The sequence below is a fragment of the Thalassolituus hydrocarboniclasticus genome, from assembly GCF_025345565.1.
Lineage (GTDB): Bacteria > Pseudomonadota > Gammaproteobacteria > Pseudomonadales > Oceanobacteraceae > Venatoribacter > Venatoribacter hydrocarboniclasticus.
This window is the reverse complement of sequence record NZ_CP054475.1, coordinates 1358517-1370819: the sequence shown is the minus strand read 5'-3', so window position 1 is coordinate 1370819 and position 12303 is coordinate 1358517. Positions and strand designations below refer to the sequence as shown.

Annotated in this window: 11 protein-coding genes; 6 read left to right on the top strand and 5 right to left on the bottom strand. The window is 52.8% G+C overall.

Annotated features, from left to right (window positions below):
* Nucleotides 1-3: 3 nt before the first annotated feature.
* Nucleotides 4-2124, top strand: coding sequence for a phosphate acetyltransferase (pta, locus tag HUF19_RS06065; protein WP_260998945.1), 2121 nt, complete (start codon nucleotides 4-6; stop codon nucleotides 2122-2124).
* On the top strand, nucleotides 2125-3009 hold the full coding sequence (gene yihG, locus HUF19_RS06060; RefSeq protein ID WP_260998944.1) for a 1-acylglycerol-3-phosphate O-acyltransferase, YihG family: 885 nt from the start codon (nucleotides 2125-2127) through the stop codon (nucleotides 3007-3009). It begins immediately after the preceding gene.
* A gap of 17 nt (nucleotides 3010-3026) precedes the next feature.
* Here yihG and HUF19_RS06055 read toward each other — a convergent pair whose 3' ends face one another.
* Entirely contained in the window at nucleotides 3027-4277 is a 1251-nt protein-coding gene (locus HUF19_RS06055) for a GGDEF domain-containing protein (RefSeq protein ID WP_260998943.1), read from the bottom strand.
* Between the two features lie 138 nt (nucleotides 4278-4415).
* Here HUF19_RS06055 and cysK point away from each other — a divergent pair, with 138 nt between their 5' ends.
* Both cysK and HUF19_RS06045 read left to right on the top strand, forming a co-directional pair.
* A complete protein-coding gene (gene cysK, locus HUF19_RS06050; protein ID WP_260998942.1) occupies nucleotides 4416-5363 on the top strand; it encodes a cysteine synthase A in 948 nt (315 codons plus the stop codon).
* On the top strand, nucleotides 5353-5982 hold the full coding sequence (locus HUF19_RS06045; RefSeq protein ID WP_260998941.1) for an alpha-ketoglutarate-dependent dioxygenase AlkB family protein: 630 nt from the start codon (nucleotides 5353-5355) through the stop codon (nucleotides 5980-5982). The genes cysK and HUF19_RS06045 overlap by 11 nt, the downstream gene beginning before the upstream one ends.
* 8 nt (nucleotides 5983-5990) lie before the next feature.
* Here HUF19_RS06045 and HUF19_RS06040 read toward each other — a convergent pair whose 3' ends face one another.
* Together HUF19_RS06040 and HUF19_RS06035 are read right to left on the bottom strand one after the other, a co-directional pair.
* Nucleotides 5991-6971 (bottom strand): hypothetical protein, encoded by a 981-nt coding sequence (locus HUF19_RS06040; RefSeq protein WP_260998940.1) that lies wholly within the window; start codon nucleotides 6969-6971, stop codon nucleotides 5991-5993.
* 42 nt (nucleotides 6972-7013) lie between these two features.
* Nucleotides 7014-7880: a cation diffusion facilitator family transporter gene (locus HUF19_RS06035; protein WP_260998939.1), complete on the bottom strand. Its 867-nt coding sequence runs from the start codon at nucleotides 7878-7880 to the stop codon at nucleotides 7014-7016.
* A 178-nt stretch (nucleotides 7881-8058) separates the two neighbouring features.
* On the opposite strand from HUF19_RS06035, the gene HUF19_RS06030 reads away from it, so the two are divergent.
* Nucleotides 8059-8916 (top strand): response regulator, encoded by an 858-nt coding sequence (locus tag HUF19_RS06030; protein ID WP_260998938.1) that lies wholly within the window; start codon nucleotides 8059-8061, stop codon nucleotides 8914-8916.
* Between the two features lie 150 nt (nucleotides 8917-9066).
* On the top strand, nucleotides 9067-9864 hold the full coding sequence (locus tag HUF19_RS06025; RefSeq protein ID WP_260998937.1) for a tetratricopeptide repeat protein: 798 nt from the start codon (nucleotides 9067-9069) through the stop codon (nucleotides 9862-9864).
* 74 nt (nucleotides 9865-9938) lie between these two features.
* Here the strand turns inward: HUF19_RS06025 and HUF19_RS06020 are convergent, their stop codons facing one another.
* Both HUF19_RS06020 and HUF19_RS06015 read right to left on the bottom strand, forming a co-directional pair.
* Complete coding sequence (locus HUF19_RS06020; protein WP_260998936.1) at nucleotides 9939-11042, bottom strand: DUF4377 domain-containing protein; 1104 nt, start codon at nucleotides 11040-11042, stop codon at nucleotides 9939-9941.
* Complete coding sequence (locus tag HUF19_RS06015; RefSeq protein ID WP_260998935.1) at nucleotides 11039-12208, bottom strand: 1-acyl-sn-glycerol-3-phosphate acyltransferase; 1170 nt, start codon at nucleotides 12206-12208, stop codon at nucleotides 11039-11041. The genes HUF19_RS06020 and HUF19_RS06015 overlap by 4 nt, the downstream gene beginning before the upstream one ends.
* Nucleotides 12209-12303 lie beyond the last annotated feature (95 nt).

Sequence of the window (12303 nt, the reverse complement as noted above, 5' to 3'; positions counted from 1 at the left end):
CTGATGATCAATATTTTTATTGCCCCAACCGGTCTGGAAAGCGGACTGACTACCATCAGCCTCGGCCTGATCCGCGCACTGGATGCTCAGGGTCTGAAGGTTGGCTTTGTTAAACCCATCGCTCCGGGCTATGCCGCCAGCGAGCGCTCAAGCCATCTGGTGCGCACCGTGCTGCACCTGACAACCCCCGATCCGATGCACCTGAATCTGGTACAGCAACGTATCAGCGACGGCATGCTCGACCGTGTGCTTGAGGATGTTATTGCCCTGCACGATGAAGTCAGCCGCGACTGTGACGTGGTGCTCATCGAAGGTCTGGTGCCCGACCGCAGCGAGCCCTACACCGCCAAGCTGAATGCCGAAATGGCCAAAGCCCTGAACGCAGAAGTGATTCTGGTCGCCAATGGCCGTAACCGCAGCCCGGCGCAGATTCAGTCTGAACTGAAGCTGCAGGTCGGTATCTTTGGCGGCGCCCAGGCCAACCTGATGGGCTGCATCATTAACAAAGCCGGTAAAGCACCCGCCCAACACATCATTCCATCCGGCGAACTGGTAACCCAGGACGCTGCACTCAGCCAGCAGGAGCAGGATGCCTACTGGCAGATCAACATGAAGCAATGCCCGGTGCTGGGTGTTATTCCCTGGAAAGCAGAACTGGTCAGTCCGCGTATCCTCGACATTGCCCGCGCTCTGGATACTCAGACCCTGCACGAAGGCGAGCCTGACCGGCGCGTACTGCGCATCGCCCTCTGCGCCCGCACGCTGGGCAATATGATTGATGTACTGCGCCCCGGCACGCTGATCGTCACCCCCGGTGACCGCGACGACATTATTGTCGCGGCGGCTATGGCCGCCAGCAGTGGTATTCCGCTGGCCGGCCTGTTACTGACCAGCGGCCTGAAGCCCGGTGAGCAGGTGATCAACCTTTGCCGCCCGGCCCTGCAGACCGGCATCCCGGTTCTTCAGACCAGCATGGATACCTTTACCACGGCGCAGCAGCTGACGCAGATGGATACCCATGTCTCTATTGATGATGTCGACCGCGTACAGCACATCATGACCACCGTAGCCGAACATCTGAACATTCCGGTATTGATGGAACGTCTGGGTCAACCTCATGCCTCCCGTCTGAGTCCGGCCGCGTTCCGTTATCAGATCGTAGCCAAGGCCCGGGCAGCACAAAAACGCATCGTTCTGCCGGAAGGTGAAGAGCCGCGCACCATTCAGGCTGCCGTCATCTGTCAGCAGCGTGGCATTGCCCAGTGTGTGCTGCTCGGTGATCCGGAGCGCATTCGCCAGATTGCTCAGGCCAACGAGGTGGAGCTGCCGGAAGGACTGCAGATCATTGAGCCGTCCAGTGTGCGTGCCCATTACGTGCCCGGCATGGTCGAGTTACGTAAACACAAGCAGCTGACCGAACCTATGGCACTGGCTCAGCTGGAAGACAACGTGGTACTCGGCACCATGATGCTGGCGCAGGATGAGGTCGATGGTCTGGTGTCCGGTGCCATTCATACCACCGCCAACACCATCCGCCCGGCACTGCAGCTGATTAAAACCGCCCCCGGCGCCAAGCTGGTATCGTCGGTCTTTTTTATGGGCCTGCCGGATCAGGTGCTGGTGTACGGTGACTGCGCGGTAAACCCGGACCCGAATGCCGAAGAGCTGGCCGATATCGCCATGCAGAGTGCCGATTCCGCGATCGCCATGGGCATTCCGGCACGCATTGCCATGCTCAGCTACAGCACCGGTAAATCCGGCAGCGGCGCTGATGTGGAAAAAGTGCGCGCTGCCACCGAACTGGTGCGTCAGCAGCGTCCTGAATTGCTGATCGACGGTCCTTTACAATACGATGCGGCGACCACCGCCAGCGTAGCCCGCAGTAAAGCACCGGACAGCCCGGTCGCCGGTCAGGCAACGGTGCTGGTATTCCCGGACCTGAACACCGGTAATACCACCTATAAAGCCGTACAGCGCAGCGCCAATGTGATCAGTATTGGTCCCATGCTGCAGGGTCTGGCCAAGCCAGTTAATGACTTGTCGCGTGGCGCGCTGATTGAAGATATTGTTTACACCATCGCTCTCACCGCGATTCAGTCACAACAAAATAAAGGAAAAGAATAAATGCCTGCGGTTATTACCGGTGTTATTGCCAGCCTGCTGCTGTTTATCAATATCGTGGTCTGGTGCTCACTGCTGTTTATCTTCACGTTTGTGAAAATCATCATTCCCATTCCACTGGTACGCAAAGGGGTTACAGCAATCCTGACCAGCATCGCCAATGCCTGGGTCAGCTGTAATTCCGGCTGGATGATGCTGACCCAGAAGATGAACTGGAACATTCAGCGGCCAGCCAATCTGGACAAAAAAGGCTGGTATTTTGTCGTCAGCAATCACCAGAGCTGGGTCGATATTATTGTGCTGCAGCACGCCCTGAATGGCCGCATTCCGCTGCTGAAGTTTTTTCTGAAACAGGAACTGATCCGGGTGCCGGTGATGGGCGCCGCCTGGTGGGCACTGGATTTTCCGTTTATGAAACGCTACAGCAAAGCCTATCTGGAAAAGCATCCGGAAAAACGCGGACAGGATCTGGCCACCACCCGTAAAGCCTGTGCAAAATTCCGCGAAATGCCAACCAGCGTGATGAATTTTCTTGAAGGAACGCGTTTCACCCAGCGCAAACACGACGATCAGGATTCTCCTTTCCGTCATCTGCTCAAGCCGAAAGCGGGCGGTATGGCCTTTGCGATGAACGCAATGGGCAACCAGTTCCGCTCAATCCTTGATGTCACTATTCACTATCCGGATGGCATTCCGACGTTCTGGGATTTTTTACAGGGAAAAATGCAGCGTTGTACCGTTATTATTAACGAGAAGCCTATCCCGGAAGAACTGCTTGATGGTGACTATGAAAACGATGACACCTATCGTCTGCATTTTCAGCAGTGGGTACAACAGCTGTGGGAAGAAAAAGACCAGCAACTGAACGCCCTGCATAACGCTGTCTGAGTGACTGCGAATAAAATTCAGGCCGCAACCACGCAGTTGCGGCCCTTTTCCTTGGCCTGATACAACATACGATCCGCAATGCGCAGTAAATCATCGCTGCTGTTTTCTGCCGTCGGAACCATACTGACAACCCCCGCACTGATGGTCGCCACCGCTGGCGGCGAGGCCTCGTGAGGAATAGCCAGCGCCACGATGCTTTCACGGATTTTCTCCGCCATATAAGCCGCCTCGCCCTGGGTGGTATCCGGCAGAATAATAATAAACTCCTCTCCACCATAACGCGCACACAGATCACCGGGCCGCTGGCAGAATGAAGCCATATTACGCGCAATACTCTGCAGACAATGATCGCCCTGCTGATGTCCGTAGTAGTCGTTATAATCTTTAAAATTATCGATATCGACCATGATCAGCGCCAGCGGCCGTTGCGTACGCAGGCAGCGGCGCCACTCTTTATCGAGACATTCTTCCAGATAACGGCGATTGGCAATGCCGGTCAGACTGTCTGTGGTCGACAGCAGATGCAGGCGACGGGTCAGGTATTGCAGACGTTCCGCTTCCAGAGCCAGCAAGCGGTTTTTCATATAATCGCTGCGGGCGGATGATTCGATGGCGTACGACAAATAGCCGCCCATACAGATCAGCAACAGCCAGAACAGGACAAACAGAGGCATAAATGCATTAACGATTGCACTGAGCTCAGGACTGAGTGCCGGAGCCTCAAACATCAGCAGCATCATCACATAACAGCTGATCAGCGCGATTGATACGATCAGCATCAGACGGTAACTCAGCCGTAATGCCACCAGGGTGAAGACCTGAATCGGAACCAGCCCCAGATGATAGGCATATTGCAATGCATCAGGAATCAGCTGAATAAAAAAGAGAACGGATAAACCAACAATAAAAATGCCTGCTGCTGCCACCGTCATCATATGTGTAGCAAAACGGGTCCGTGGCACTGACCACAACAGCGCAAACATCACGACAGCGATCAGCAGCCGTGAAATAAAAATAAGCCGGGCATTATCACCGCCCAGATAAAAGTCGGACCAGGAAAAGCCCAGATAAAATAACAGACCACCGATAATGATTTTCTGGTCAATTTCCAGAAAACGCTGATTACGGAATTTCAGATAGCGTTGCTCAAGACGGCCGGGGAAGCGTAAATGGTGACGTCCCTGATCAAGTATGCCGGAGAGGATATTGATCTGCTCCTCTACTCGCTTTAAGGTGTCACTGTCTTGTTGACTGCTGATGTTTGGCACCGGTTCTCTCGCACCCGCATACTGATGTTGACAGAATCAACCATAACACGGCAAAGCTGAAGTTATTTTTTGTGACATAAGACACTCAATTCCCATTTTATACAATATCCCGACACGCCCATGTTCATGCGAGGTTCTATGAAGGTTTTTGACGATATCAGCCAATCCATCGGTAACACACCGCTGGTACGCATCCGCCACCTGACCGATCACCCGGCTATTTATGCGAAACTGGAAAACCGTAATCCGGCGCATTCGGTGAAATGTCGCATTGGCGCCAACATGATCTGGCAAGCCGAGCAGGATGGAAAACTTAAACCCGGCATGGAGATTGTCGAACCGACCAGCGGCAATACCGGTATTGCCCTGGCATTTGTCGGTGCCGCCCGCGGCTACAAAGTTACCCTGACCATGCCGGAAACCATGAGTGTTGAGCGCCGTAAGGTGATGATGGCACTGGGCGCGAATCTGGTTCTGACAGAAGGCGCAAAAGGCATGAAAGGCGCCGTCGAAGCAGCAGAAAAGCTGCTGGCCGAGGCTCCGGAGCAGCGCATTATGCTGCAACAGTTCAATAACCCGGCAAACCCTGCCATTCACGAAAAAACCACCGGCCCGGAAATCTGGAACGACACCGACGGTCAGGTTGACGTTGTAGTGGCAGGTGTCGGTACCGGCGGCACCATCAGTGGTATTTCACGCTTTATCAAACAGCACAAAGCCATTACTTCGGTGGCGGTAGAGCCCTCCGCATCTCCGATCATTACCCAGACACTGGCCGGTGAAGCCATCAGTCCGGGACCTCATAAAATTCAGGGGATTGGTGCCAACTTTATTCCTGGTAACCTCGATCTGAGCATGATTGACCGTGTTGAGCAGGTGGATAACGACGCGGCCATGGCCATGGCCCATGAGCTGATGTCAAAAGAAGGCATTCTGGCCGGTATTTCCTGTGGCGCTGCGATGGTTGCAGCGCTGCGTCTGGCGCAGGAAGATGCGTTCAAAGATAAAAAAATCGTCGTGATCTTACCCGATTCCGGCGAGCGCTATCTCACGTCACCACTGTTTGAAGGTTTCTTTGACAAGTAATACCTCAGACATTTCTGCCTGGCGGTTCCGGCCGGAACCGCCAGAAAGTCTGCTCGACGGCCTGCTGCATTATTATCCCGCCCTGCTGGAGCCGCAGCAGGCCGCTCTTCTTTATCAGCTGCTGTTACAGGAAATTCCCTGGCAACAGGGCCGTGTGGTTATTTACGGACGCGAGCATATTATTCCGCGCTTACAGGCCTGGCACGGCGACCCCGGTATTTGTTACACCTATTCCGGAAAAACCCTGCACGCAGATCCCTGGACACCAACACTGCAGATTATTTGCCAGCAACTGAATCAGCTAACAGGATTACAGCTGAATGCGGTGCTGTGCAATCTGTACCGTGATGGTCAGGATTGCATGGGCTGGCACGCCGATGATGAACGGGAGCTGGGCGAAAATCCGCGGATTTTATCTCTCAGTCTGGGCGCTGAGCGGGACTTTGCTTTACGCCGTAAAGGCAGCAGCCGGCAGTCCGGACTTCTGCCACTGGCCAGCGGCAGTCTGCTCGATATGCAACCGGGAATGCAGCATCAGTGGCAGCACAGCCTGCCCAAACGGGCACGGGTACTGCAACCACGTATCAACCTTACCTTCCGCACAATTTATCCGCTGTAACCGCTGGCTTAGTCACGGGCAATCACCGACTCAAGACGGAACATAATCACCGGCGTGGTATCGTAATTTTTATCCCGGTCCCAGATAAACTCCGGCGCAACCTCCGCAAATACCCAGTTACTGTATACCTGCCGGCGATAACGGACACCGGCATAATAACTGTAAAAAGTGGCATCGACCTCCGTATCACCACTGGCTCCGGCAACAAAACCCAGTGCCGCTTTGCTGCTCAGTTCATGATAGAGCCCGGCATCATAGGAGAGCTTGAAGTATTCATCGTTCAGCAGATAGCCCGCCTTGGCATTGATACGGAATAACTTCTCGGTATTTAACGGGTAATCCATCTGCAGGCGGGTTTCTTCCCCCCAGCCATCCAGAGAAAAATAAAAAAGCGTTTGCGTTGCTTTCAGTTCCCATTCTGACAGATAGGCGTAGCGACGGGCACGGAAACGTATAAAGGGATTCGGTGGTACTCCCCAGCGGATACCGGCATCGACGTTGGTTTTCCACTGATCGGTTTCACGAACGATAAAACGCAATGCAGCGGTATAGTTAACGTTTTCCACACTCTCGATCGGGTCGGCTTCACGGTTGTCTTCATCTTCCGAATCAAGCAATAAATTCAGCCGTTCATTGGTATGAGGTAAAACCAGTTTCACACTCAGGCCGAACTTATAATCCACCGGATCACCAAGCACGCGGCGTGTGTAGAGCGATAATTTGGCACGACTGCCTTTGACGTCGTCGTCGGTGATTTCTTCACTGAAAAACGAATCAACAAAAAAGGAATCGATATTACCGGATAAACGGTTCAGATAGCCCGCCAGCCAGTCTTTGGAACGATCCAGAAGAGCCGGATCGATATCGGTCTGCGAAGTATAAGGGGTATCGTCAGCAAATGGGGTGGCCGGCAGAGGGGCAATCAGCTGTTCGCGATCCCCCTGCAAGCTGGGCTCAGGGCTGAGTGCCAGCGCAGAAGCTGACGTCATCAACCCCCACAATGTCAGCCATCCCTGCCGCTTCATAGATAGTCAGACCGGGTCGTGATGAATAATAATTTCAGCACGGGGAAAACGTTCCAGAATGCGTTTTTCAACCCGGTCCCCGATGGCATGGGCAGACTTCAGCGGCTGCAGAGCATCCAGCTCCAGATGAAACTGAATAAACTGCACTGCTCCTGCCTGGCGGGTGCGTAAATCATGAAAACCCCGCACCCCTTCACAACTGCCGATTAATTCTTTCAGATCGGCCTCATCTTCATCCGGCATTGCCTGATCCATCAGCACCTGCAATGCTTCTTTGACAATGCCGTACACGCTGTAAAACAACACACCGGCAATAGCCAGTGCCACAACCGGGTCAAACCAGTATTGCTGCCAGTAAGCTGCGATCAGAGCCAGAATAACCGCGATGTTCGTCAGAATATCGCCATAATAGTGCGCAGAATCCGCTTTAATCGCCAGCGATCCGGTCTGGCGGAAAACCCAGCGCTGATACAGCACAAGACCGATGGTAGCGAACATTGAAAACGTCATAACACCGATACTCTCGCCCAAAGCAGTCAGCGGCTGAGGATTAAGCAGACGGTCAAATACATGTAATAACAGCACCACCGCCGAGCCAAGAATAAAGGCCGACTGAATCAGTGCCGCCAAACCTTCCGCTTTGCTGTGGCCAAAAGGGTGATCATCATCCGCTGGCATCAGCGCATAACGCACCGCAAAAAAATTCACCAGCGATGCCGCAATATCCATCAGGGAATCCAGCAGTGATGACAGGACACTGGCAGAATCACTGATGACCCAGGCAAAGACTTTGGCCAGTAACAGGGTTACTGCAACCAGAACCGAAGCACTGGAGGCACGTTTAATTAAATCGGCATGAGAAGTCACAGTCATCACAAATCAGTCAACAATAGACCGGCAATTATGCCAGATTGGCCTGGGCAGAGCAGACTTTTTAGCCCGAAAAACGGTAATTTGCCACAAAGCGCAACAAGATACCGCCTGCGACTATTGACCAGCCACAGGCATCTTGGTCTTATAAAAGGCCGGACTGTCCAGAACGAGCCAAATCATGACCATAAAAAATGCTCTTGTAGTCGATGACTCCAAATCCGCCCGTATGATGCTGCAGCGTCTGCTGAGCAAAATTAATGTACAGGCTGAGGCCGTTGACAGTGCTGAGGCAGCCCTGACTTTTCTCGAAAGCAGCCAGCCTGATGTCATTTTCATGGATCATATGATGCCGGGAATGGATGGTCTGGCAGCCACACAACTCATTAAATCCAATCCCCGTACCGCTACCATTCCGACCATTATGTACACCTCCAAAGAAGGACGGGAGTATCAGGAAATGGCGTTGTCTCACGGCGCACATGCCGTGCTGGCGAAACCCGCCAGTCATGAAGCCGTAATGGCCGTTATTCAGGCGCTGGATGAACCGGCCGCCAATGACGAACAAAAAAGCCAGCCTCCGGAAATTACACAGTCTGAAGTTGAGGCTCTGGTGCAGAAGCATCTGCGCAATGCCATTGCCGAAGCCAAAGCGGAGATCAGTGCCGGTCTGGATGCCACCACCCAGCAGTTACAGACCCACCAGACGCATCAGCTGGATGTCATTCAGGCACGCATGCATCAGCAACAGGAACGCTGGCAGCTGGAGGTTAATAAAACCCTGACAGAACAGGCGTTATTCCAGAAAACCCGGATGATGAATCAGCGTCTTGCGGTTTCCGTTGCGGACAAATTAATTAAGAAAAATGCCGATGATCTGATCGCCATTATGAATACCAGACAAAAAGAGCTGGAAGCCACTCTGGCGGCAACGCGCAGTGAACTACAGAAAGCACTGCAGAAAACGGCTGTTCAGGCAGCTTCCGCTGGTGCAGCTGTTGGTGCATTAGCCGGCATTGCGGCGGCATTTTTCCTGTAATTATCTTCCCTATGAGCCTGTTCAGCAGGCTCATAGCCCACCTGTCATAAATAACCAGTATATGGCCTGACTATACCTTTCCATTCCTCTGGGCGCTGATTACACTAGCCGCTCTCACCAGACTCTAAAAATGTGATCAGGGATACGATAATGATCAAAGCCATACTGACAGCGGCAATGGTTGCCATTCTGACCGGCTGTGCAGCAGCAACACCTCTGCTTATCGCAGAAGCAGGCGGGCATCAGATTGCCCGTTACGATGAAAACATCAAAGTCCGTGCGGCAGCAGCCCTGCAGGAAGAGCCGGACCTGCTGACCTTTTCCGTACAGGCAATCAGCCGCGGAAAAACCGAGCAGGCAGCCGCGACGTACATGAAAGGCTACAGCGATCCGGATTACAGCAGCAACATGAAGTCGCTGGCCATTTATCAGGTCGCACTGCTGTACATGAACCGCTACAACGATCAGCGTGACGATAAAAAAGCTCTGGCCTACCTCAAGCAGCACCGGGTTGAGTTTCCTGATTCACGCCTGAAAGAAAAAGTCCTCAAACGTATTGAGATTATCGAAGCGCGCCAGAATGAGCCTGTGCAGCTCTCCGCCACACAGTTGCTGAAACAGGTTGATCGCAGCAAACTGTTAAAAACAGATCGTACCCCATTCGACGCAGAGCTGACGCCAATGAGTGAGCGTGCAATCACCGAAGCACGTGTTGAAGATGCCGAAGCGGTTTACCTGATTCTGTACGATAACAAAGCATCTTCTGCCGAAATGCGTGCCAAATCGTTATATCAGCTCGGTCTGATTTATATGAGTCCATACAATCAGATGGGCAACAACCAGAAAGCTCTGGCGTATTTCCGCAAAATTGTGCAGGAATTCCCGCATGTATCTGTTGCCCCACGTGCTAACCAGCGCATCAGCGAACTGATTAACCGCCAGGATTAATGGCGATTTTTCAGCAATAAAAAAAGGCCTTTACGGCCTTTTTTTATTGCTGCTATCGGCATGATTTATCTGTATCAGAATGACCAGGTAACATCATCTTCATCTTTAACACAGGTATTAAAGTCGGCCAGCACGTCATCGTGGCAAATGACTTCCTGCAGCATAACCTGCTCACCGTCAATATAACCTTTCAGCAGTAACCACTGATCATCGCTGATGTAGTTATTCAGATTGGTGCACAGCGAATTAGTGCTGCAGTTCATAGCCGGAGCATTGTCATAACCGGCAATAACACCCGAATTATCTGTAGCCAGCGCACTGCCGCGCACAATAAATTTAAACGGATAGGTGCTGTTGGCTTTATCGTCCGGGTTGCTGTCGTTTTCTTTCAGCACCGCTTTACTGATACTGCCGCCAGAAGACAGGGTTTTCACCACGGTCAGGTCGTATTGCTTACCCCAGACCGGAGTAAAATCGCTGATATCGCCACTCAGCTGTAACAGCGACCAGTCATCTGAGCTGTTCACCCGATAAAGCAGGCACATCGCCGCATCCGCCAATCCGCATTCCGACTGAAAATGTGCGACTGTCCATTTGCTGGTGCTTTCTCCGGAACACTCACTGTTAAAATCATTTTCACTGGCACTGCACAACAGAGAGTTCAGCGTCACAGATCCGGCACTGGCGGTGAATTCCAGCTTCAGCACAAACTGTGCGTCGACAGCATTTTTAATCTCGCCACAGAAAGCACCACAGGCAAATGCCACGTCCCCTCCCAGAGACCAGTTAGCGTCATCCAGCGGCGTCAGAACTCCCGCCCGGGTATACAGAGTCAGGGCAAAGGCCTGATCGGCAGAACTGACTGCGGTTGTACTGTCCACGGAGCGGAACTCGTAAGCGCTGTCTTTACCATTGCTGTTAAAGCTGGTGTTCACCGTAACGCTGTAGCGATTGCCCCAGGCGAAAGTGCTGAAGCCCGTAAACGGAAGATTAGCGGTTTTCCAGCTTTCAGTGCTCTTGTCACGAACACGGAAACACAGGTTACTGTCATCCTTATCGCACTGCACTTTGTAGTAATCCACCAGCAGGGTTTCTTCCTTATCCGTCCATTCCCGCCCAAGTTCCGGGCAGCCGGTCAGGGTCAGACAGACCAGAACCGGGATCCATAATGTTCTCATTCCAAACTTCCTGATTGGGCGCGATCTGTCGCGGCCAGTTGCTGTAATAACGGTGCTGCATAGGTTTGCAGAAGACGCTGACGTACCGGCGGCTCCAGTCCTTCCATGCGTTGCAGTAGCTTTGCATGACTGGCAGAGTCGAACTCTCCGGCATCCGCTCCCACGGCCTGAGAAAACTCCTGCTGCAATAATGACAATGCAGCCCGCTGCACCGGCAGAATCTCATACATTTGTTGCAATTGCAGGTCAACGGCCTGTGCCATGCTGTCAGCCGATGTCAGTTCGGCTGCACTCAGCGGCCGGCCAAAATCAACATAGATACGCCCTTTCGCACCGGTCAGGCCCAGCAAGATACTGCGGGTATCTTCATCATCGCTTTTTTCATAACGGCCGGTTTCTGCACGGGTAAGCAGCTCCTGTGCTTTCTGCACATCGCAGGGATCCCACTCGTACTGAATCGACACCGGTACCGGGCACATCGCAGTCATCGTCGCGGTAAAATCTTCCCCCCGCTCACGGCCATTCAGCGCCAGCATTTTCAGCACCGCGGTATCGGTACGGTCAATTCCGTCTTTGGCCCGTCCTTCGCGCTGGGCGATCCAGACAGAATGACCACTTTCCAGTGAGCTGCGGATATAAGCCGATAATTTCTGCAGTTCGCGCAGTTTTTCACGTTTATTGGCAATACTGCGTTTAACCACAAAACTTTTGTTAAGGCGCATGATGTCAGCCACATCCGGATGCCCGAGCAGATTATCGCCAATCGCAATCCGGCTGGTTGGCCAGCCGGCATGGTGCAGGCTGTAATTAATCAGGGTCGGATCCATAGCAATGTCTTTGTGATTGGAAATCCACAGATAGCTTTTATCGGCGGATAAATGTTCCAGCCCGCGCACCACAATATCATCCGTTGAAGCTTGCAGAAGCCGTTCGATCCATGGTGCCAGCCAGCGCTGGAATGCTTCGACCGTTTCAATCTGTGCTGTACGGCGACGCAAATACCAGCCTGCCAGAGGTAATACTGTCTGTCTCAGCCAGGAAGGCAGTGCAGGAAAGCGGTATTTAACCAGTGCATGCTGTAAGGTTCGGGCGCGGCTGAGTCGCTGAATAACGTCTCTGACTTCATCATCGTGATAAGGGCGGATATCGGAATATTGGTCCTGCATGCTGTCTCACTGTTATGGGCAAAAAACGTAAATCATCCACCAGCTGACCGAAGCCTGCACCATGCAGAGGCTCCTTAAGAATCCGGGCGGATTAG